Raw genomic sequence first — 19,401 nt, 5'->3', positions numbered from 1 at the left:
ACCGCCCTGTGACCTTGGAATCGTCGGTCAGATGAGCAGGTCGTCTACTTGTGCTTCCCCTTCACGGTACCTGCGGGCGATCTCGGCACTGCAATCGTCCGCCGTGCGCTGGAGGTGCTGACGACGCCGCGAGACCTGCTGCTCGTAACGGATGAGGCGCCCCATCGCGGTGTGCAGCTCGTCGTCCGTACGCGCGTCGAGGTCCGAGAGCTGGACCTCGGCGTCCATTTCCGCCGCGAGGAGCCGGTACTCGGCGCTGCGCGGTGTGGAGAGCGTGACGTGGCGGGCGGAGGCCCGGTGCGAGGAGGGCGCGTCCGCCAGGATCTCGGAGAGCCGGTCCACCACGGGCGTGTGCGGGCCGGTGCGGCGGGCGAGCTCGGCCCGCAGGATGTCGATACGTCCGTGCAGCAGCCGCCGCACATAGCTGAGGTCGGCCTCGTCGCGCTGCGACTGGCGCCGCAGCGTCCGCAGCTCCGGCAGCCGCAACGTGGTCAGATCGTATGTTTTCGGTACGGGCAGATGGTCACCGGCACGCTGTACGGGCGGTCGCGCGACGGCCGACCGCTCGGCCCTCGGGCTCGTCCGGGTCAGCGATACGGGGCCGGGCGACTGCCGCCCGCCGCCAGAAGTGCTCATGCGTCTTACCGTCCCCTCGACCGGTGCGGGATGGATCGCACCGCCTGTCAGCATCGTGCCACTCCCAGTGGTGCATATGCAGACACACACCACCCGTTCGGCCCCCGTGAGACTGGATTGGCCGGTGGAATAGGTTGGGCCTCATGCGAGCGGTGGTACAGAGGGTGGACGGCGCGAGCGTCGTCGTGGCCGGTGAGACGGTCGGCGAGATCGTGGGCGAGGGCCTGTGTGTGCTGGTGGGCGTGACCCACGGCGATACGCCCGAGAAGGCGGCGCAGCTGGCGCGAAAGCTGTGGTCGGTGCGGATCCTTGGCGACGAGAAGTCCTGCTCGGACGTGGACGCGCCGCTCCTGGTGATCTCCCAGTTCACCCTCTACGGGGACGCCCGCAAGGGCCGCCGCCCCACCTGGAACGCCGCCGCCCCCGGCGGCGTGGCCGAACCCCTGGTCGACGAGGTGGTCGCGCAGCTGCGGGCCCTGGGCGCGACGGTGGAGACGGGCCGGTTCGGCGCGGACATGCGGGTGTCCCTGACGAACCACGGCCCGTTCACGGTGCTGGTGGAGGTGTAGGACCGGCCCTACGGCTCGACCACGACCTCCTGCGCGGCCGCCGTCCCACCCGCCAGCAGCTCCGCGTCCAGCGGCACGTTCCGCTTCACCAGGGCCAGCGCGATCGGGCCCAGCTCGTGGTGGCGGGCCGAGGTCGTGATGAAGCCGATCTGGCGGCCCTCCTCGCCCTCCGACGCCACCCGCAGCGGCGTCCCGTGCGCCGGCAGCAGCACCTCGCTGCCGTCCAGGTGCAGGAAGACCAGGCGGCGCGGCGGCTTGCCGAGGTTCTGGACCCGGGCGACCGTCTCCTGCCCCCGGTAGCACCCCTTCTGCAGATGCACGGCGGTCCCGATCCAGCCCAGCTCGTGCGGGATCGTCCGGTGGTCGGTCTCCAGGCCGAGCCGCGGCCGGTGCGACTCCACCCGCAGCGCCTCGTACGCCAGGATTCCCGCGGCGGGCCCGTGCTCGGCCGCGAACTTCTCCAGGTCGGCGCGGGCCAGGAACAGGTCCCGCCCGTGCGGAGCCTCCCGTACGACCGTGTCGGCGGGGACCTCCGCGATGGACCCGGCGGGCAGGTGCACCACCGCGAACTCGCCTGTCCGGTCGGCGACTTCGACGCGGTAGAAGAACTTCATCGACTCCAGATACGCGATGAGGTCCTGCTGCGTACCGGGCTCGACGTGCGCCCACACCGTCGTACCGTCGTCGACGAGATAGAGCGCGTGCTCGACGTGGCCGTGCGCGGAGAGGATCAGCGCCTCGGTGGCCAGGCCCGGCGGCAGATCGCTGACGTGCTGGGTGAGCAGCAGGTGCAGCCAGCTGAGGCGGTCGTCGCCGGTGACGGTGACGACACCGCGGTGCGAGAGGTCGACGAAGCCGGCGCCGTCGGCGAGTGCGCGCTGCTCACGGAAGAGGTCGCCGTAATGCGCGGCGACACCCTCGTCCGGCGCCTCGGCGGGCACGGCGCCGGGCAGGGACAGCAGAGGGCTGGTCGTTGAATGTCGCTGCATGTACGCAAGCCTACGACGCGGTACTTGAACCCGGACTCGAACCGGCGTCCGAAGCCGCCTCGGCGCACTTGCGGCACTGCCCGAAGATCGCGAAGTGCTTCATGTCCGTCTCGAAGCCGAAGGTCGCGCAGAGCTTGGCGGTGAACTCCGCCGCGATCTCCACATCGGCCTCGATCACCGACGTACAGTCCCGGCAGACCAGATGGATGTGGTGATGGCGGTCGGCCAGGTGGTACGTCGGGGCGCCGTGGCCCAGATGGGCGTGCGAGACCAGACCCAGCTCCTCCAGGAGCTCCAGGGTCCGGTACACGGTGGAGATGTTCACGCCGCCCGCCGTCTTCCGCACCTCGGTGAGGATGTCGTCGGGCGTCGCGTGTTCCAGTACGTCGACGGCCTCCAGCACGAGCTGGCGCTGGGGGGTCAGCCGGTACCCGCGCCTGCGGAGGTCGCTCTGCCAGTCGGTGGTCACCACAGGCCCAGTGTAGGAGCCACGGCGCGGTTACCGACGTGATCGCTTGTACGTACCCCGGCTGATCGCCTACTTGAAGAAGGCGATGCCGTCGTCGGGCAGGTCACCGAGACCGCGCGCCATGGCCGCGACCTCCTCGGGCGTGACGACCTTCTTGAGGTGCGCGGACATGTACGGGCGCAGCTCGACCTCGGGCGTCGCCTTCTCGCCGACCCACATCAGGTCGCTCTTGACGTAGCCGTAGAGCCGCTTGCCACCGGTGTACGGGCCGGAGGCGGCGGTGCGCGCCACGGCGTCGGTGACCAGGTCGATCTGCGGCTTCTGGTGGGCGAGCTCGCCGTACCAGATCTCCACGACGCCCTGGTCGCGGACCATGACGACCTCGACCTTGCGGTCCTTGTCGATGCGCCAGTAGCCGGACTCGGACTCCAGGGGCTGCACCTTGTTGCCGTCGGCGTCGAGGATCCAGGAGTGCGACACGTACTCCAGGAAGTCCCGGCCGTCGTGGCTGAAGGTGACGGACTGGCCGAAATTGGCCTTCTCGGCACCCGGGAAGTCGGTGACGCCGGCGCCCTCCCACGTGCCGAGGAGGAAGGCGAGGGGGACGAGGTCCGGGTTCAGGTCGGACGGGATCTCGATCATGAGGCTTCGATCAGTCTTTCGTTACGTCTGCGGCTGGGGCGCGGTTCAGCGCTGGCCCTGGTACAGCTTCTTCACGGCCAGACCGGCGAAGGCGAGGACACCGACGCAGACCAGGACCAGCAGGGTTTCGAAGAAAGCCTCAAGCACGGGGTGCTCCTCGGATGAGCGTGTGGGCAGTAAAGGGCCGTACCCCAGCCTAATGGGTTCGGCCACGGCGCTCTCTGTGAGGTGCGCCGCGAGGCGCGCGGCGGCGATCACGTGCGCACTACAGTTCCGCGTATGGCGAAGAAGCTCGTGATCAAGGTGACCGCCGGGGCCGACGCCCCCGAGCGGTGCTCGCAGGCGTTCACGGTGGCGGCGGTCGCCGTCGCCAGCGGGGTCGAGGTCTCGCTCTGGCTGACCGGCGAGTCGTCGTGGTTCGCGCTGCCGGGCCGGGCCGCGGAGTTCGAACTCCCGCACTCGGCCCCGCTCCCCGACCTGATCGAGTCGATCCTGGCGGCCGGGCGGATCACCCTGTGCACCCAGTGCGCGGTCCGGCGCGACATCACCGAGAAGGACGTCCTGGAGGGCGTACGGATCGCGGGAGCGCAGGTCTTCGTACAGGAGGTAATGAAGGACGACACGCAGGCGCTGGTGTACTGATGCCAGGGGCACGGATGCCAGGGGCGCGGGGCTGTGTCGATTTGCGGCTCCGCCGCGTGGGCGCGACCAGCTAACGAAGCGCTCAGTACTTCTTCTTCCCGTCCAGCTCGTCCCACCACTCGTCGGACTTCGGGTCCCCGGACGGGTCGTCCCACCAGCGGTCGTCGGGCCCGCGCCGGTTCGCCACCATCGCCGCGACCGGCGGGATCACCATCGCGACCACGCACATCGCGACGGCCGCCGGCACCGACCACAGCCGTACGAAGCCCCAGGCGGACACGAACAGAACCAGGCATCCGCCCATCAGCCAGAAGTACTCGCGCCGCCGACGGGCCAACATGAATCCAGCGTACGACCGGATCCGGCACCCGGAAACGGCACGGAGGGCCGCACCCGGTCCAGGTAAGCGTCCAACCCCCTGGGGTGCGGCCCTCCGGCCGGTTCATGCGTCGCCGACGGGTCACACGGCGATGGCGACCTCCGCCAGGCCGCCCTGCTCGGCGACGACCTTGCGGTCGGCCTGGCCACCGGGGACCAGGGCGCGGACGGTCCAGGTACCCTCGGCCGCGTAGAAGCGGAACTGGCCCGTCGCCGAGGTCGGGACCTCGGCGGTGAACTCACCGGTCGAGTCCAGGAGGCGGACGTAGCCCACCACCGGCTCGCCGTCGCGGGTCACCTGGCCCTGGATCGTGGTCTCACCGGGCTTGATCGTCGAGGCGTCGGGGCCGCCTGCCTTCGCTCCACACATGGTTCTTCCTTACGGTCTACGGTCTGGTGGTGTGCGGGAGTTACTTGTTGGCGCCGAGCTCGATCGGCACGCCGACGAGGGAGCCGTACTCGGTCCACGAACCGTCGTAGTTCTTGACGTTCGTCACACCCAGCAGCTCGTGCAGCACGAACCACGTCAGGGCCGAGCGCTCGCCGATGCGGCAGTACGCGATGGTGTCCTTCGCGAGGTCGACCTGCTCGGCCGCGTACAGCTCCTTCAGGGCGTCGTCCGACTTGAAGGTGCCGTCGTCGTTGGCGTTCTTCGACCACGGGATGTTGCGGGCGGACGGGACGTGGCCCGGGCGCTGCGACTGCTCCTGCGGGAGGTGGGCCGGGGCGAGCAGCTTGCCGCTGAACTCGTCGGGCGAGCGCACGTCGACCAGGTTCTGCGAGCCGATGGCCGCCACCACGTCGTCGCGGAAGGCGCGGATCGCGGAGTTCTGGGGCTTGGCCTTGTACTCGGTCGCCGGGCGGCTCGGAACCTGCGAACCGTCGACCAGGTCGCGCGAGTCCAGCTCCCACTTCTTGCGCCCGCCGTCGAGCAGCTTGACGCTGTCGTGGCCGTAGAGCTTGAAGTACCAGTAGGCGTACGAGGCGAACCAGTTGTTGTTGCCGCCGTACAGGACGACGGTCGTGTCGTTCGCGATGCCCTTCGCCGACAGGAGCTTCTCGAAGCCCTCCTGGTCGATGAAGTCACGGCGGACCGGGTCCTGGAGGTCCTTGGTCCAGTCGATCCGGATCGCGTTCCTGATGTGGTTCTTCTCGTACGCCGAGGTGTCCTCGTCCACCTCGACGAGGGCGACCTTCGGGTCGTCGATGTGGGCCTCGACCCAGTCGGCGTCTACCAGGACGTCGCTGCGGCTCATGCGGGTTCTCCTCCGGGGCAGTGTGCGGCGGGGTTGCGCGGGGTGCGGGTGCGCTGTGTGCGTGCGCGGAGTGCTGCGGCACGGGCCCTGACGATCCGGAACGGAACGGATCGCCCGAAAGGGCCTGGGGAATGCAGGAATTGAGCGTTCCGCTCAGGCGTGGCGACAGAGCATGGCGGCGACGCGGCACAGGTCGACTGCCCGCCGCTTCGTGAGATCCGCCTGTCGCTTCATAGCCCCGATCGTAGGGACGCGACCGCACCCCTGTCACCGGTGTGTCGTATTTTGAGACACGATCGTCCATGATCCGGGACGAGATTGGCCGAAGACCGCCTTTCACGGCGGTCCGGGGGGCGTCACCCTGTCGGCCATCTACCTGCCGGACAGAGCCGTCTCACAATCCGGCTACCGGGTACCCCGCTTGCCTTTAGGGGCGCGGGGAACTGCGCGACCAGCCCAGCACGGTCCGCAGACGAAAACCCGCCCCCTGTGGGCTACCCCGCCAGGGAGACGTTGGTCCCGGTCCCAGTGAACAGAAGCCCATCCTTCGAAGCCTCGACCTTGTCGAGCTTGATACCCCGCGGCATCCCCGCGATCTGAAGGTCGTAGTCGACAGCCTTACGAAGCTTCTCGTCGAACCCCGGAACGGGGAGCTTGGGCAGCCCCTCGGACCGCACCCGCACAGTGGACCCGCCCTCGATCGTCACCGTGCTGTACGTGCTGACCGTACGACCGGCCAGCAGCAGCCGCAGGCTGGCCGGCACCTGCACCCCCGCCCCGTCGAGCAGATCGGTCAGCTGCCCGCTGACCTGGATCTGTCCCTTGGCGGCCCGCTCGGGACCCGCGTACGAGACCGTGGCGCCCTTGGGCGCGGCCTTCGCCAGGTCGGCGTAGGAGATACGGGCCGAGCCGTCGGCGCGTACGACCGTGGCGGACGAGTAGCCGCTGTCGACCTTCACGTCGTGCAGCTTCGCCTTGACCTCGGTGACGTTGACCGAGTGGCCGTCGGCGGTGGCGGTCACGCCGCCCAGGCGCACGTCGACCTCGTCGAACTCCTTGCCGAGCGCCTGGGTGAGGAAGGGGAACCCGGTGATGGAGACGTCGGGGGTGGCGTTCAGCCCCTGACTGCTCTTGATCCGGTCGGCCACCTTCGACTCGACCACATTGACCGCGATGCGGTCCGCGGCGACGAAGAGGCCGCCGAGGACCACCGCGACGATCAGCCATATTCGGAGTGCGCGCATTGCGTACGTGTCCCCCACCCGTGGTCGTTCAATCCGCCCGGCGATCAAGCCCACTGCTGATCGGCCCGGTTGTCCGGTTGTACGGATGCGAGCCTAACCGCCGGAATTACCCGATCACTCGACCGATCAGATACAAAGCGGGAACAGCCGCGGTGAGCGGCATTGCCACTCCGGCCGTCATGTGCACGAAGCGCGACGGGTAGTCGTAGCTGGCCACCCGCAGCCCGATCAGCGCGCACACCCCGGCCGCCAGGCCAAGCAGGGCTCCCGACGAACCGACGTCCGTCATCTGCCCGACCGCGATCCCGGCGCCCGCGGCCGCGAGCAGGGAGACGGCGACGGAGACGGGACCAGGCAGCGGCAACGCGCGCGCGGGCACCGCCACGGCCACCGCGACCGCGCCCACGGAGACGGCGTGCGGGATCGCGGCGAGGTATCCGGCCGCCAGGACCGTGAGCGCCGCCGAGGTGACGGACGCCATCAGGCCGTACATCCGCTCGTCCGGGTCCGCGTGGCTGCGCAGCTGGAGGACGAGGGTGAGCAGCACCCACACCCCGAGCGTGCCCAGGATCGCGGCGGGCCCGTGGTCGTCGCCGACCGCGAGGAGCGCCACATCGGCCATCAGGCCGCCCGCGAAGGCGAGCGCGATGCCCTGGCGGGCGGGCCACATCCCGTTCAGCCGGAACCAGCCCGCGGCCGTGACCGCCTGGAGCAGCACCAGCGGCGCCACCAGCGCGTAGTTGCCGAGCGCGGCCCCGGCCGCGAGCAGCAGCCCGAGGACGGCGGTCAGCGCGGCGGGCTGCATCCCCGGCGCGATGATCGGCGAACGCCCCTCGGCACGCGCGCGCTGGGCGTCGGTGATCCGGGCGTTGCCGACGATGGTGGGCGAGCTGTACGCGGGGCCGTCGGCCCGGACGGGCTCGGCGGGCGCCGGTTCGCGGACCGGTACCTCCGGGGGCAGCGGGGCCGACCCCGTCTGCGGCGGCAGATACGCGGTGTCGGCGGCGGGCTGCGCGTACGCCTGCGCGTACTGCTCCTGGACCGGCTGCTGCACAGGCTGCTGCACGGGCTGCGGCTGGACCGTGGGCTGGTACTGGGTGTCCCAGGTCTGGCCCTCCCAGGTCTGCGTGTACTGCTGCTGCTCCCGGTACGACGGGTCGTGCGGGAACTGCTGCTGCGCGTGCTGCTGCGGCTGCTGGTGCTGGTGCTGGACCGGCTGCTGGACCGGCTGCTGCTGGAGTGGCTGACCGTACTGGTCGTACTGCTGGTACTGGTCGTACGACTGCTGCTGTTGGACCGGCTGCCCGTACTGGTCGTACTGCGGATATCGCTCGTCGTACGGGTACGGCGGCGGGTACTGCTGATCGCTCATGACTGGGGGGTCACCCTCCTGCGAACGGCGGGAGCACCTCGACCGTGCCGCCCTCGGCAAGCCGTACGGTCTCATGCCCGCGGGTCCCGACGGGGTCACCGTCGACAAGGAACGAACACCTGAGCAGTACGCGGGTCAGCTCGCCCGGGTGGCGCTCGCGCACCGCGTCGAGCGCCTGAGCCAGCGTGTCCGCCGTATACGGCTCCTCGGCGACACCGGCGGCGGATTTGGCCGCGGCCCAGAAGCGGATGGTTCCCGCTGCCATGGCGACACTCCTTTCGTCGGGCTCCATGATGGGCTACGCCACCGACAGCCATTGCGCGATCCGGCGCAGCAGCTCCTCGTCCGCCGCGTTCTCCGCGTGCCCCATGCCCGGCTCCAGCCACAACGGCGCAGGTCCGGCCGCCGCCAGCATCCTGGGGTGGTCCAGCGGGAAGTACGGGTCGCGGTCGCCGTGGACGATCAGCAGCGGGGTCGGCGCGATCAGCGGGACCGCCTCGACCGGCGAGAGCGGAACGGGGTCCCACCCCTCGGAGTCGATCCGGGTCGCGAAGCCGAGGCGGCCGACCAGGCGGCCGGCGGGCCGGGTGACCAGCCAGTGCAGCCGCCGCATGGGCGCGGTCCCCCGGTAGTACCAACGGGCGGGCGCGCTCACGCACACCGCGGCATCCGTGTGCGCCGGGCACGCTTCCGTGCTCCCCTTGTGCGTCGCCGCGTGCCGCAGCACCACCGAGCCGCCCATCGAGAAGCCGACGGTCGCCACGCGCGCGTAGCCGAGTGATCTCGCCCACTCCACCGCCGCCGCCAGGTCCAGGACTTCCCGGTCGCCGACCGTGGAACGCCCACCGGAGCGCCCGTGGCCCCGGAAGGAGAACGTCACCACGCCCGTGTACTGGGCGAACACCCCCGCCGCACGCCGCACGGCGGGGCGGTCCGCCGAGCCCGTGAAGCCGTGCGCGACCACGATCGCGGTGTCCGTTTCGCCCGCCGCGCACGGGTCGTGGACCGCCTCGATCGGCACGCCGTCCGAGGTGCGCAGAGTGGCCCGCCGAGGTCCCCTGGTGATCGAGGAAACATCCACAGTGTGAAATCGGCCCTCTGGCTCGGAACTCATGTGGGCTATTCTGCTCGGCAGAGGATCCGGGCAGCGCAGCCCCCGGGTCCTTTTGCGTTTCCGGCCCGTTGTTACAGGCAGGTGACCGAAGGCTCACAAAGAAGACTCAGCAGGCTTCCGGGGGCGCGGGAGCCGACCGTACGAAGTACGGGAAGTACCAGCAGTACGAGCAGTACAAGTAGTACGAAGCAGTGCCGTAAACGTCCTCGCAGGGACCGAGGAGGAACCGACGTTATGGGCGAGCAGACCGTGCACGATCCAAAGGCGACGACCACCGGAGCATGGGGGTCCCCCCTGTTCGAGCGAAGCCGAGAACTTGGGGGCGGGTCGCGATGAGCTCCCTGCTGCTCCTGACCAATGCCCTCCAGCCGTCGACGGAGGTGCTTCCCGCCCTCGGCCTGCTGCTGCACAACGTACGGGTGGCCCCCGCCGAGGGCCCGGCCCTCGTCGACACCCCGGGTGCCGACGTCATCCTTGTCGACGGCCGCCGTGATCTGCCGCAGATCCGGTCGCTGTGCCAGCTGCTGCGCTCCACCGGGCTCGGCTGTCCGCTGCTCCTGGTGGTCACCGAGGGCGGGCTCGCCGCCGTCACCGCCGACTGGGGCATCGACGACGTCCTGCTCGACACCGCGGGTCCGGCCGAGGTCGAGGCGCGGCTGCGGCTCGCGATGGGCCGTCAGCAGATCACCTCGGACGACTCCCCCATGGAGATCCGCAACGGCGATCTGTCCGTGGACGAGGCGACGTACAGCGCGAAGCTGAAGGGCCGGGTCCTGGACCTGACCTTCAAGGAGTTCGAGCTCCTGAAGTACCTCGCCCAGCACCCGGGCCGGGTCTTCACGCGCGCGCAGCTGCTCCAGGAGGTGTGGGGCTACGACTACTTCGGCGGTACGCGCACGGTCGACGTCCACGTACGGCGGCTGCGGGCCAAGCTCGGCCCCGAGCACGAGTCCCTGATCGGGACTGTCCGCAATGTCGGATACCGGTTCGTGACGCCCGAGAAGGTCGAGCGGGCGGCCGAGGAGGCCAAGGCGAAGTCGCTGGCGGAGGCCAAGGCCAAGGCTGCCGCGGAGTCCGTGGCCTCCGCACCGGTCCCGGTCCGGGCGGAGGCGGAGGAAGCCTCCGTACGCCCTGCCCAGAGGTAGGTCACCCCGCGTAGACTCCCGCTCGTGGCCAAGGTGACGCGGGATGATGTGGCGAGACTGGCGGGTACGTCGACCGCGGTCGTCAGCTATGTCATCAACAACGGACCGAGGCCGGTCGCCCCGGCCACGCGCGAGCGGGTACTCGCCGCGATCAAGGAGCTGGGCTACCGGCCCGACCGGGTTGCCCAGGCGATGGCCTCCCGGCGCACGGACCTCATAGGCATGATCGTCCCGGACGCGCGCCAGCCGTTCTTCGCGGAGATGGCGCACGCGGTGGAGCAGGCGGCCGCCGAGCGCGGAAAAATGGTCCTGGTCGGCAACTCCGACTATCTGGACGACCGCGAGGTCCACTATCTGCGGGCCTTCCTCGGCATGCGGGTCGCCGGTCTGATCCTGGTCAGCCAGGGCCCCAGCGAGCGCGCGGCGGCGGAGATCGACGCCTGGGACGCGCGCGTGGTGCTCCTCCACGAACGGCCGGAGGCGATCGACGACGTGGCGGTCGTCACGGACGACATCGGCGGAGCGCAGCTGGCCACCCGCCATCTGCTGGAACACGGTCACGCGTACGTGGCGTGCCTCGGCGGGGTCGAGTCGACCCCGGCGGTCGGCGACCCCGTGGCGGACCACGTCGAGGGCTGGCGCCGGGCGATGGTCGAGTCCGGCCGTTCCCTCGAAGGCCGCCTCTTTCAGGCCCCGTACAACCGGTACGACGCGTACCGGGTCGCCCTGGACATTCTCTCCGGGCCCGAGCGGCCCCCGGCGATCTTCTGCTCCACCGACGACCAGGCGATCGGCGTGCTGCGGGCCGCCCGTGAACTCCGTATCGATGTGCCGGGTGAGCTGGCGGTGGCGGGCTTCGACGACGTGAAGGAAGCGGGCCTCACTGACCCGCCCCTCACGACGGTCGCCTCCGACCGTCCCGCGATGGCCCGCGCGGCGGTGGACCTGGTCCTGGACGACGCGCTCCGCGTCGCCGGCTCGCGCCGGGAACGCCTCAAGCAGTTCCCGTCGCGACTGGTGATCCGCAAGTCCTGCGGCTGCGAATAACTCGGCCCGGGCTTCGTCTGCGGACCGTGGCTGGTTGCTCGCGCAGTTCCCCGCGCCCCTAAAGGACTGTGGCTGAGCCAAGTTCTCCGGCTGCGACGAAGTACCCAAGGGGCGCGGGGAACTGCGCGACCGGCCCAGCACGGTCCGCAGCAGAAATCCCACGCCCCCGCGGAGCGACTAGTCGACCAGCTCGACCTGGAGCTCGACCTCGACCGGGGCGTCCAGCGGAAGGACCGCGACGCCGACCGCGCTGCGGGCGTGGACACCCTTGTCGCCCAGGACCGCGCCAAGGAGCTCGCTCGCACCGTTGATCACGCCAGGCTGGCCCGTGAAGTCGGCGGCCGAGGCCACGAAGCCCACGACCTTCACGACGCGCGCGATGCGATCGAGGTCACCCGCGACGGACTTCACCGCGGCCAGGGCGTTCAGCGCGCAAATACGCGCCGCATCCTTCGCCTCCTCGGCCGTGACCTCCGCGCCCACCTTGCCGGTCAGCGTCAGCTTGCCGTCCACCATGGGCAGCTGCCCGGCCGTGAACACGTACACACCCGACCGCACGGCCGGCTGGTACGCGGCCAGTGGCGGTACGACCTCCGGCAGCGTCAGGCCGAGTTCGGCCAGCTTCGCCTCCACCGCGCTCATGCCTGCTTCTCCCGCTTCAGGTAGGCCACCAGCTGCTCGGGGTTGTTCGGCCCGGGAACGACCTGGACCAGCTCCCAGCCGTCCTCGCCCCAGGTGTCCAGAATCTGCTTGGTCGCGTGCACGAGAAGGGGCACGGTCGCGTATTCCCACTTGGTCATGTGGCCGACTGTAGCCGCTGCCGGAGGCAGCCTCATGCGTAGGCCGTCGGGCGACTGGTTAGGCTCGACTGTGTGAGCAGGCTCCAGGTCGTCAGCGGCAAGGGCGGTACCGGCAAGACCACGGTCGCCGCTGCCCTCGCGCTCGCCCTCGCGACGGAGGGCAAGCGCACGCTCCTCGTCGAGGTCGAGGGCAGACAGGGCATCGCACAGCTCTTCGAGACGGAGGCGTTTCCGTACGAGGAGCGAAAGATCGCCGTGGCGCCCGGCGGCGGGGAGGTGTACGCGCTGGCGATCGACGCCGAGCGGGCCCTGCTCGACTACCTCCAGATGTTCTACAAGCTGGGCTCGGCCGGCCGCGCGCTGAAGAAGCTCGGCGCCATCGACTTCGCCACCACCATCGCGCCGGGCGTGCGTGACGTCCTGCTGACGGGCAAGGCGTGCGAAGCCGTGAGGCGTAAGGACAAGCGAGGGCGGTACGCGTACGACCATGTGGTCATGGACGCACCGCCCACCGGGCGGATCACCCGCTTCCTCAACGTCAACGACGAGGTCGCCGGGCTCGCCAAGATCGGGCCGATACACAACCAGGCGCAGGCCGTCATGAGAGTCCTCAAGTCGCCCGAGACAGCGGTGCACTTGGTGACGCTGCTTGAGGAGATGCCGGTCCAGGAGACCGCCGACGGCATCGCCGAGCTGCGCGCCGCCGAGCTGCCGACCGGCGCCGTCATCGTCAACATGGTCCGCCCGCACCTCCTGGACGAGGAGGCGGTACGGGGCGTCACCGGCGACCGGCGCAAGGAGGTCGCCAAGGCGCTCACCCGCGCCGGGGTCACCGGCTCGGCCAAGCTGGTCACGCCGCTGCTCCAGGAGGCCGCCGAGCACGCGGAGCGGGTGGAGCTGGAACGCGAACAGCGGGAGGTGGTGGGCGAGTTGGGGCTGCCCGTGCACGAACTGCCGCTGATCGGTGAGGGAATGGATCTGGCCGGGCTCTACCGCCTGGCCGCCGAGCTGCGGAATTCCGGGGTGGGCAAGTGAGCATGGACACGGCCGCGCCGTTGGACATCGACCCTCTGCTGGACGACCCGAAGACGCGGATCGTGGTGTGCTGCGGCTCCGGCGGGGTCGGCAAGACGACGACCGCGGCGGCGCTTGGGCTGCGTGCCGCCGAGCGCGGCCGCAAGGTGGTCGTCCTGACCATCGACCCGGCCCGGCGCCTGGCCCAGTCGATGGGGATCGACTCGCTCGACAACACCCCGCGCCGGGTCAAGGACGTCGAGGGCGCCGGTGAACTGCACGCCATGATGCTCGACATGAAGCGGACCTTCGACGAGATCGTCGAGGCGCACGCCGATGCCGAGCGGGCCCGGGCGATCCTCTCCAACCCCTTCTACCAGTCCCTGTCGGCCGGTTTCGCGGGCACGCAGGAGTACATGGCGATGGAGAAGCTGGGCCAGCTGCGGGCGCGCGACGAGTGGGACCTGATCGTCGTCGACACCCCGCCGTCGCGCTCGGCGCTCGACTTCCTGGACGCGCCGAAGCGGCTGGGGTCGTTCCTGGACGGCAAGTTCATCCGGCTGCTCATGGCCCCCGCCAAGATGGGCGGGCGGGCCGGGATGAAGTTCCTCAACGTCGGCATGTCGATGATGACGGGCACGCTCGGCAAGCTCCTCGGCGGCCAGCTGCTGCGGGACGTCCAGACGTTCGTGGCGGCGATGGACACGATGTTCGGCGGCTTCCGCACCCGCGCGGACGCCACCTACCGGCTGCTCCAGGCGCCGGGGACGGCCTTCCTGGTGGTCGCAGCGCCGGAGCGGGACGCGCTGCGCGAGGCCGCGTACTTCGTGGAGCGCCTGGCGGCCGACTCGATGCCGTTCGCCGGTCTCGTACTCAACCGGGTGCACGGCAGCGGCGCGGCGAGGCTGTCGGCGCAGCGGGCGCTGGCGGCGGCGGAGAGCCTGGACGAGGACCATGAGAACGGCCTCGAAGGCTTCGATGGGGAAAATCTTGTCGACGGCCGCATTGTCGATCAGAGGGACGGGAAGGCTGAGGATCGTGGCACCGGTGGTTCCTCTCCCGAAGTCCCCTCCTCCACCACCGGACCCGACGGCGTGTCGGTCGACCGGCTGACCGCCGGTCTGCTGCGCCTGCACGCAGAGCGGATGCAGGTGCTCGCACGCGAACAGCGCACGCGCGACCGCTTCACCGCGCTCCACCCCGAAGTCCCGGTGGCCGAAGTGGCCGCCCTGCCCGGCGACGTACACGATCTCGCCGGGCTCCGGGCCATCGGGGAACGGCTCGCGACCCAGAACGAGAAGGCCGGAGCGATCTGATCCGTACGTAGGTGTCGTACGGGGATCAGCTATGAGGTACGACGTCGTGGGCTACCCCACGGCGGCGTAGGTCTCGTCCATGGCGTGGGGCCGATAGCCGTACGCCTCGTCGTCGTCGACGCCCACGGACAGGATGCCCGTGCTGCGCTCGTACTCCGTACGCGCCGTCTCCAACAGACGGCGCCAGGAAGTGACGGTGGGTCGCCTGCGCAGCAGTGCGCGCCGCTCCCGTTCCGTCATTCCGCCCCACACGCCGAATTCGACGCGGTTGTCCAGTGCGTCCGCGAGGCACTCGGTCCGTACCGGGCATCCGGTACACACCGCCTTGGCCCTGTTCTGAGCCGCACCCTGTACGAACAGTTCGTCCGGATCGGTAGTGCGGCAGGCTGCCTGCGCACTCCAGTCGGTTACCCAGCCCATGCCGGCGCCGTCCTCTCCCGAATCGAGGCTCCCCCACGGCGGCAGAGGCATATTCACCGCTGCCAGTTGAGGACGTTACGGAAGGTGGGCACAGCGCAACACCCCCTTCGGGCCCAATCTTGAATGGCCCGAACGGACTATGCGTACGCGGCAGATCACCCAACGGAGTGAGCTGGGGACATGCGTGAGAAACCCGGCAAACCGGGAGGTTTCAGTTGAGCCACAACGGACGCCTGATGACGCATGAGGCGTAAACGGACAGCGATTCCGGGCAATCGCCCTCTTGCGGAAAGTCAAACACCGAGTTGATGCGCAACCGCACTGCTGTGACAGTTGAGAGCAGCTTAGGCCAGAGCATTGACCCGTGTCCGGCGAATGAGAACGTAGGCTGCCCCCATGGCAAAGAAGCGCTCGGGCGGTGGTCTGACCGGGACCCAGCAGGCCGCCAAGTTCGTCGGGGTGAGTGTGCTCTCCGGAGCGGTGCTCGCGGGGATCGCGCTGCCGGCGTTCGGCGCGCTCGGCCTCGCGGCCAAGGGCACGGTCGAGGGATTCGACGAGATCCCCGCCAATCTGAAGACCCCGCCGCTGAGTCAGCGCACCACGATCCTGGACAACCAGGGCGGTCCGATCGCGACGGTGTACTCGCGCGACCGCACGGTGGTCCCGCTCACGGGCATCTCCCCGTATATGCAGAAGGCGATCGTCGCGATCGAGGACGCGCGCTTCTACGAGCACGGCGCGATCGACCTCAAGGGCGTGCTGCGCGCGCTCAACAAGAACGCGACGTCGGGCGGCGTGGCCCAGGGCGCTTCGACCCTCACCCAGCAGTATGTGAAGAACGTCTTCGTGGAGGAGGCCGGCGACGACCCCGACAAGGTCGCCGAGGCCACCCAGCAGACGCTCGGCCGCAAGGTCAAGGAGCTCAAGTACGCGATCCAGGTCGAGGAAGAGCTCGGCAAGAAGAAGATCCTGGAGAACTACCTCAACATCACGTTCTTCGGACAGCAGGCGTACGGCGTCGAGGCCGCGGCCAAGCGCTACTTCTCCAAGCCCGCCAAGGACCTGACCCTGCCCGAGTCCGCCATGCTCGCGGGCATCGTCCAGTCGCCGAGCCGCTACGACCCCGTCAACGACGCCACCGAGGCGAAGAAGCGCCGCGACGTGGTCCTGCAGCGGATGGCCGACAAGAAGGACATCTCGCAGGCCGAGGCCGACCGCGCCAAGGCCACGCCGATCAAACTGAAGGTCTCCAAGCCGAAGAACGGCTGCATCACGGCCGTCAGCGGCGCGGGCTTCTTCTGTGACTACGTACGCGAGACCTTCCTCTCCGACCCGGTCTTCGGCAAGACCAAGGAGGAGCGGGCCAAGCTCTGGAACCAGGGCGGCCTGACCGTCCGTACGACCATGGACCCGCAGGCCCAGCAGTCCACCCAGAACTCGATCAAGGACCACGTCTACCAGACGGACAAGGTCGCCACCGCCGTCACACTGGTCCAGCCCGGCACCGGCAAGATCCTGGCGATGGGCCAGTCGAGGCCGTACGGCTTCGGGGCCCACGAGACCCAGATCAACTTCTCGGTCAACAAGCAGATGGGCGGCTCGAACTTCGGCTTCCCGGTCGGCTCGACCTTCAAGCCGTTCCTGGCCGCCGCCGCGATCGAGGGCGGCAAGCCGCCGACGCAGCAGTACCCGTCGCCGTACGAGATGGACTACCCGGCGAGCGTCCAGACGTGCAGCGGCAAGCCGTGGGTGAACACCAACAACGAGCAGCTGCAGAACGAGAACGAGTCCGAGCACGGGCCGTACCCGCTGAAGACCGCGATGGAGATGTCGGTCAACACGTACTTCGTGCAGATGCTCGGCGAGATCGGCATGTGCCCGGTCGCGCAGATGACGGACAAGCTGCACGTGGTCCAGGGCAACGGCACGAAGCTCCCGATGGTGCCCTCGGCGCTGACGCTGGGCTCCACCGGTATCTCCCCGCTGAACATGGCGAGCGCGTACGCGGCCTTCGCCAACCGGGGCACGTACTGCACGCCGGTCGCCATCGAGTCGATCAAGAAGGCGGACGGCACGGCGCTGCCGGTGCCGAAGTCCTCGTGCAGCCAGGCGATGTCGCAGAACACGGCGGACTCGATCAACACGCTGCTGCGCGGTGTGACCGACTCCGGTACGGGCAAGCAGGCCGGTCTCTCCGACCGCGACAACGCGGGCAAGACCGGTACGACCGACCAGCGCAAGAACGCCTGGTTCGTCGGCTACACGCCGAACATGTCGGGCGCGGTCTGGGTCGGCAGCCCGACGCAGAGCGTCGAGATGGAGAACATCACGATCGGCGGCGAGTACCAGGAGAAGGTGTACGGCGGCCAGGTCCCCGGACCGATCTGGAAGGACGCCGTGACGGGCGCCCTGAGCGGCCAGCCGGCCCCCGGCTTCGTCACGGTCAACATCCCCGACCCGCAGGCCGCGAACCCCCCGGCCGCGGGCGACAACGGCAGCCCCAAGGGCAAGGGCGGCGGCAAGAAGCACCGCCCCGGCGACAACAAGCCGGGCGGCGGCGTCACGGTCCCGCCCAACCCGGGCATCTCGATCCCGCCGGGGATGATCGGCGGGGACACGGGGGCGCTCGGGGGGAACTGGCCGTAGCGGTCGGTTCGGTCCTCGAACTGATCACGTGAAGGGGGGGCACCCGGGAAAACCGGGTGCCCCCCCTTCACGTAGGTCCGACTTGTCGTCTCACATAGGTCCGACGTGTCGTCAGCCCGCGAGCAGACGCTTGACGATCGCCGAGACGCGGCCGCCGTCGGCGCGGCCGGAGACCTTCGGGTTCACGATCTTCATGACGGCGCCCATGGCGCGCGGCCCCTCGGCCCCGCCGGCCTTGGCCTCCGCGACGGCCTCCGCCACGATCGCGCCCAGCTCGTCGTCGGAGAGCTGCTTGGGCAGGTACGCGTCGAGGATCTCGCCCTCGGCCCGCTCCTTCGCCGCGGACTCCGCCCGGCCGCCCTGCTCGAACGCGTCGGCCGCCTCACGCCGCTTCTTCGCCTCCTTGGCGATGACCTTCAGCACCTCCTCGTCGGAGAGCTCGCGTGCGGTCTTGCCCGCGACCTCCTCCTTGGCGATGGCGGTGAGGGTCAGTCGCAGCGTGGACGAGCGCAGCTCGTCGCGCGCCTTCATGGCGGTGGTGAGGTCGTCCTTGAGAGTGGCCTTGAGCGTGGTCATACGCCCCAGTGTGTCAGGTGGCGGGGCGGGGGCGCGTCCGAGTTTCGGGCGGGGCGTACGGGCGGGTCGGCGGGTCGTGGCCGTACGCCCCGGGCGGCTTTCGGCCATCCGTACGTCTGCAACGATGGGCGCATGCGCGCGCGATACGGAGTACCCCTGGCAATCACGGCAGTCGGCGCGGCCGGCGTCGCCTACGCGGCCGGCATCGAGGCCCGGTCCTTCCGATTGCGACGGGTGACGGTGCCGATGCTGCCGCGCGGGGCGCGTCCGCTGCGGGTGCTGCAGATCTCCGACGTCCACATGGTGAGCGGCCAGCGCAAGAAGCGGGCGTGGCTGCAGTCGCTGGCGGGCCTGCGCCCGGACTTCGTGGTCAACACGGGCGACAACCTGTCGGACCAGGAGGGCGTCCCGGAACTCCTGGACGCGCTGGGGCCGCTGATGGAGCTCCCGGGCGTGTACGTCTTCGGCTCGAACGACTACTACGGCCCCAAGCTGCGCAACCCGGCGCTCTACCTGCTGGAGAAGGCCCAGGGCAGGCACGGCCTGAACGGCAACGCGCCCGCCGTGGGAGTCGTCCACAACCCGTGGGAGGACCTGCGGGACGCGTTCGACGCGGCTGGCTGGGTCGGCCTGAACAACACGCGGGGCCGGCTGAAGCTGCCCGGCGGCTTCGAGCTCGCGTTCACGGGCCTGGACGACCCGCACATCAAGCGGGACCGGTACGCCCTGGTGGAGGGCGGCCCGGAGAAGGACGCGGACGCGTCGATCGCGGTGGTCCACGCCCCGTACCTGCGCACCCTGGACGCCTTCACGGCCGACGGCTACCCCCTGATCCTCGCGGGCCACACCCACGGCGGCCAGCTGTGCGTCCCGTTCTACGGCGCGCTGGTCACGAACTGCGACCTGGACACGGCGCGGGTGAAGGGCCTCTCGACGCACGAGGCGGGCGGCCACCGCTCCTACATGCACGTCTCGGCAGGCTGCGGCACGAACCGCTACACCCCGGTCCGCTTCGCGTGCCCGCCGGAGGCGACGTTGCTGACGTTGGTGGCGGGGGAGTAGAGGGGCGGGGGTGGGCTGCGGTTCCCGTGCCGCAGCCCCGCCCGGAGGCCCGCGTAAACCGGAT

24 protein-coding genes are annotated in these 19,401 nt (G+C 69.8%); 8 read left to right on the top strand and 16 right to left on the bottom strand.

Going from position 1 to position 19,401, the window contains the following annotated elements; translation table 11 throughout:
• Window positions 1-27: 27 nt before the first annotated feature.
• A complete protein-coding gene (locus BG418_RS29145; protein ID WP_188276970.1) occupies window positions 28-636 on the bottom strand; it encodes an ABC transporter substrate-binding protein in 609 nt (202 codons plus the stop codon).
• 143 nt (window positions 637-779) lie between these two features.
• On the opposite strand from BG418_RS29145, the gene dtd reads away from it, so the two are divergent.
• Window positions 780-1,205 (top strand): D-aminoacyl-tRNA deacylase, encoded by a 426-nt coding sequence (gene dtd, locus BG418_RS29140; protein ID WP_188276969.1) that lies wholly within the window; start codon window positions 780-782, stop codon window positions 1,203-1,205.
• An 8-nt stretch (window positions 1,206-1,213) separates the two neighbouring features.
• On the opposite strand, the gene BG418_RS29135 is transcribed toward dtd, so the two are convergent.
• The 3 genes from BG418_RS29135 to BG418_RS29125 form a co-directional block, all read right to left on the bottom strand.
• Window positions 1,214-2,194 (bottom strand): folate-binding protein YgfZ, encoded by a 981-nt coding sequence (locus BG418_RS29135; protein WP_188276968.1) that lies wholly within the window; start codon window positions 2,192-2,194, stop codon window positions 1,214-1,216.
• Between the two features lie 10 nt (window positions 2,195-2,204).
• The gene (locus BG418_RS29130) at window positions 2,205-2,666 is read right to left on the bottom strand and encodes a Fur family transcriptional regulator (protein ID WP_188276967.1); all 462 of its coding nucleotides are present in this window, start codon (window positions 2,664-2,666) and stop codon (window positions 2,205-2,207) included.
• A 66-nt stretch (window positions 2,667-2,732) separates the two neighbouring features.
• Complete coding sequence (locus BG418_RS29125; protein ID WP_188276966.1) at window positions 2,733-3,305, bottom strand: FABP family protein; 573 nt, start codon at window positions 3,303-3,305, stop codon at window positions 2,733-2,735.
• Between the two features lie 279 nt (window positions 3,306-3,584).
• Here BG418_RS29125 and BG418_RS29120 point away from each other — a divergent pair, with 279 nt between their 5' ends.
• The gene (locus BG418_RS29120; protein WP_188276965.1) at window positions 3,585-3,947 is read left to right on the top strand and encodes a DsrE family protein; all 363 of its coding nucleotides are present in this window, start codon (window positions 3,585-3,587) and stop codon (window positions 3,945-3,947) included.
• Window positions 3,948-4,029: 82 nt separating this feature from the next.
• On the opposite strand, the gene BG418_RS29115 is transcribed toward BG418_RS29120, so the two are convergent.
• The 8 genes from BG418_RS29115 to BG418_RS29085 all read right to left on the bottom strand — a co-directional run bounded on the left by BG418_RS29115 (window position 4,030) and on the right by BG418_RS29085 (window position 9,311).
• Entirely contained in the window at window positions 4,030-4,287 is a 258-nt protein-coding gene (locus BG418_RS29115) for a DUF3099 domain-containing protein (RefSeq protein ID WP_101388965.1), read from the bottom strand.
• A 120-nt stretch (window positions 4,288-4,407) separates the two neighbouring features.
• Complete coding sequence (locus BG418_RS29110; protein ID WP_188276964.1) at window positions 4,408-4,695, bottom strand: DUF1416 domain-containing protein; 288 nt, start codon at window positions 4,693-4,695, stop codon at window positions 4,408-4,410.
• Window positions 4,696-4,735: 40 nt separating this feature from the next.
• A complete protein-coding gene (locus tag BG418_RS29105) occupies window positions 4,736-5,581 on the bottom strand; it encodes a sulfurtransferase (protein WP_188276963.1) in 846 nt (281 codons plus the stop codon).
• Window positions 5,582-5,734: 153 nt separating this feature from the next.
• The gene (locus BG418_RS41250; RefSeq protein ID WP_359364022.1) at window positions 5,735-5,815 is read right to left on the bottom strand and encodes a putative leader peptide; all 81 of its coding nucleotides are present in this window, start codon (window positions 5,813-5,815) and stop codon (window positions 5,735-5,737) included.
• A 260-nt stretch (window positions 5,816-6,075) separates the two neighbouring features.
• On the bottom strand, window positions 6,076-6,825 hold the full coding sequence (locus BG418_RS29100; RefSeq protein ID WP_188276962.1) for a DUF2993 domain-containing protein: 750 nt from the start codon (window positions 6,823-6,825) through the stop codon (window positions 6,076-6,078).
• A gap of 106 nt (window positions 6,826-6,931) precedes the next feature.
• On the bottom strand, window positions 6,932-8,197 hold the full coding sequence (locus BG418_RS29095; RefSeq protein ID WP_188276961.1) for a hypothetical protein: 1,266 nt from the start codon (window positions 8,195-8,197) through the stop codon (window positions 6,932-6,934).
• 10 nt (window positions 8,198-8,207) lie between these two features.
• Window positions 8,208-8,462, bottom strand: coding sequence for a MoaD/ThiS family protein (locus BG418_RS29090; RefSeq protein WP_188276960.1), 255 nt, complete (start codon window positions 8,460-8,462; stop codon window positions 8,208-8,210).
• Between the two features lie 33 nt (window positions 8,463-8,495).
• Window positions 8,496-9,311, bottom strand: a complete 816-nt coding sequence (locus BG418_RS29085; RefSeq protein WP_188276959.1) for a S9 family peptidase — start codon at window positions 9,309-9,311, stop codon at window positions 8,496-8,498.
• A 332-nt stretch (window positions 9,312-9,643) separates the two neighbouring features.
• Here BG418_RS29085 and BG418_RS29080 point away from each other — a divergent pair, with 332 nt between their 5' ends.
• Window positions 9,644-10,456: a response regulator transcription factor gene (locus BG418_RS29080; RefSeq protein ID WP_188276958.1), complete on the top strand. Its 813-nt coding sequence runs from the start codon at window positions 9,644-9,646 to the stop codon at window positions 10,454-10,456.
• Between the two features lie 24 nt (window positions 10,457-10,480).
• Window positions 10,481-11,503 (top strand): LacI family DNA-binding transcriptional regulator, encoded by a 1,023-nt coding sequence (locus BG418_RS29075; protein WP_188276957.1) that lies wholly within the window; start codon window positions 10,481-10,483, stop codon window positions 11,501-11,503.
• A gap of 177 nt (window positions 11,504-11,680) precedes the next feature.
• Here BG418_RS29075 and BG418_RS29070 read toward each other — a convergent pair whose 3' ends face one another.
• Window positions 11,681-12,145 carry a RidA family protein gene (locus tag BG418_RS29070; RefSeq protein WP_188276956.1) on the bottom strand — a complete coding sequence of 155 codons (465 nt, stop codon included), beginning with the start codon at window positions 12,143-12,145 and terminating at the stop codon, window positions 11,681-11,683.
• Window positions 12,142-12,303 (bottom strand): DUF4177 domain-containing protein, encoded by a 162-nt coding sequence (locus tag BG418_RS29065; protein ID WP_003975360.1) that lies wholly within the window; start codon window positions 12,301-12,303, stop codon window positions 12,142-12,144. Before BG418_RS29065 ends, BG418_RS29070 begins: the two co-directional genes overlap by 4 nt.
• 72 nt (window positions 12,304-12,375) lie before the next feature.
• On the opposite strand from BG418_RS29065, the gene BG418_RS29060 reads away from it, so the two are divergent.
• Together BG418_RS29060 and BG418_RS29055 are read left to right on the top strand one after the other, a co-directional pair.
• Window positions 12,376-13,338 carry an ArsA family ATPase gene (locus BG418_RS29060; protein ID WP_188276955.1) on the top strand — a complete coding sequence of 321 codons (963 nt, stop codon included), beginning with the start codon at window positions 12,376-12,378 and terminating at the stop codon, window positions 13,336-13,338.
• Window positions 13,335-14,633 (top strand): ArsA family ATPase, encoded by a 1,299-nt coding sequence (locus BG418_RS29055; protein ID WP_317453794.1) that lies wholly within the window; start codon window positions 13,335-13,337, stop codon window positions 14,631-14,633. The genes BG418_RS29060 and BG418_RS29055 overlap by 4 nt, the downstream gene beginning before the upstream one ends.
• A gap of 51 nt (window positions 14,634-14,684) precedes the next feature.
• On the opposite strand, the gene BG418_RS29050 is transcribed toward BG418_RS29055, so the two are convergent.
• Window positions 14,685-15,053 (bottom strand): WhiB family transcriptional regulator, encoded by a 369-nt coding sequence (locus BG418_RS29050; RefSeq protein WP_188276954.1) that lies wholly within the window; start codon window positions 15,051-15,053, stop codon window positions 14,685-14,687.
• A gap of 396 nt (window positions 15,054-15,449) precedes the next feature.
• Here BG418_RS29050 and BG418_RS29045 point away from each other — a divergent pair, with 396 nt between their 5' ends.
• Complete coding sequence (locus BG418_RS29045; RefSeq protein ID WP_188276953.1) at window positions 15,450-17,699, top strand: transglycosylase domain-containing protein; 2,250 nt, start codon at window positions 15,450-15,452, stop codon at window positions 17,697-17,699.
• 111 nt (window positions 17,700-17,810) lie between these two features.
• Here BG418_RS29045 and BG418_RS29040 read toward each other — a convergent pair whose 3' ends face one another.
• The gene (locus BG418_RS29040; protein ID WP_188276952.1) at window positions 17,811-18,275 is read right to left on the bottom strand and encodes a GatB/YqeY domain-containing protein; all 465 of its coding nucleotides are present in this window, start codon (window positions 18,273-18,275) and stop codon (window positions 17,811-17,813) included.
• 132 nt (window positions 18,276-18,407) lie between these two features.
• On the opposite strand from BG418_RS29040, the gene BG418_RS29035 reads away from it, so the two are divergent.
• Complete coding sequence (locus BG418_RS29035; RefSeq protein WP_188276951.1) at window positions 18,408-19,337, top strand: metallophosphoesterase; 930 nt, start codon at window positions 18,408-18,410, stop codon at window positions 19,335-19,337.
• Window positions 19,338-19,401 lie beyond the last annotated feature (64 nt).

Origin of the sequence: Streptomyces sp. CBMA152, assembly GCF_014596475.1 — a bacterium.
GTDB lineage: Bacteria > Actinomycetota > Actinomycetes > Streptomycetales > Streptomycetaceae > Streptomyces.
This window is presented reverse-complemented; position numbering and strand designations above follow the sequence as displayed.

Coding starts and splice junctions, on each gene's coding strand:
- BG418_RS29090 (WP_188276960.1), bottom strand. CDS start 8,462: ATGGCAGCGGGAACCATCCGCTTCTGGGCCGCGGCCAAATCCGCCGCC.
- BG418_RS29045 (WP_188276953.1), top strand. CDS start 15,450: ATGGCAAAGAAGCGCTCGGGCGGTGGTCTGACCGGGACCCAGCAGGCC.
- BG418_RS29085 (WP_188276959.1), bottom strand. CDS start 9,311: ATGAGTTCCGAGCCAGAGGGCCGATTTCACACTGTGGATGTTTCCTCG.
- BG418_RS29110 (WP_188276964.1), bottom strand. CDS start 4,695: ATGTGTGGAGCGAAGGCAGGCGGCCCCGACGCCTCGACGATCAAGCCC.
- BG418_RS29065 (WP_003975360.1), bottom strand. CDS start 12,303: ATGACCAAGTGGGAATACGCGACCGTGCCCCTTCTCGTGCACGCGACC.
- BG418_RS29135 (WP_188276968.1), bottom strand. CDS start 2,194: ATGCAGCGACATTCAACGACCAGCCCTCTGCTGTCCCTGCCCGGCGCC.
- BG418_RS29070 (WP_188276956.1), bottom strand. CDS start 12,145: ATGAGCGCGGTGGAGGCGAAGCTGGCCGAACTCGGCCTGACGCTGCCG.
- BG418_RS29080 (WP_188276958.1), top strand. CDS start 9,644: ATGAGCTCCCTGCTGCTCCTGACCAATGCCCTCCAGCCGTCGACGGAG.
- BG418_RS41250 (WP_359364022.1), bottom strand. CDS start 5,815: ATGAAGCGACAGGCGGATCTCACGAAGCGGCGGGCAGTCGACCTGTGC.
- BG418_RS29115 (WP_101388965.1), bottom strand. CDS start 4,287: ATGTTGGCCCGTCGGCGGCGCGAGTACTTCTGGCTGATGGGCGGATGC.
- BG418_RS29050 (WP_188276954.1), bottom strand. CDS start 15,053: ATGGGCTGGGTAACCGACTGGAGTGCGCAGGCAGCCTGCCGCACTACC.
- BG418_RS29095 (WP_188276961.1), bottom strand. CDS start 8,197: ATGAGCGATCAGCAGTACCCGCCGCCGTACCCGTACGACGAGCGATAT.
- BG418_RS29120 (WP_188276965.1), top strand. CDS start 3,585: ATGGCGAAGAAGCTCGTGATCAAGGTGACCGCCGGGGCCGACGCCCCC.
- BG418_RS29035 (WP_188276951.1), top strand. CDS start 18,408: ATGCGCGCGCGATACGGAGTACCCCTGGCAATCACGGCAGTCGGCGCG.
- dtd (WP_188276969.1), top strand. CDS start 780: ATGCGAGCGGTGGTACAGAGGGTGGACGGCGCGAGCGTCGTCGTGGCC.
- BG418_RS29125 (WP_188276966.1), bottom strand. CDS start 3,305: ATGATCGAGATCCCGTCCGACCTGAACCCGGACCTCGTCCCCCTCGCC.
- BG418_RS29145 (WP_188276970.1), bottom strand. CDS start 636: ATGAGCACTTCTGGCGGCGGGCGGCAGTCGCCCGGCCCCGTATCGCTG.
- BG418_RS29105 (WP_188276963.1), bottom strand. CDS start 5,581: ATGAGCCGCAGCGACGTCCTGGTAGACGCCGACTGGGTCGAGGCCCAC.
- BG418_RS29040 (WP_188276952.1), bottom strand. CDS start 18,275: ATGACCACGCTCAAGGCCACTCTCAAGGACGACCTCACCACCGCCATG.
- BG418_RS29100 (WP_188276962.1), bottom strand. CDS start 6,825: ATGCGCGCACTCCGAATATGGCTGATCGTCGCGGTGGTCCTCGGCGGC.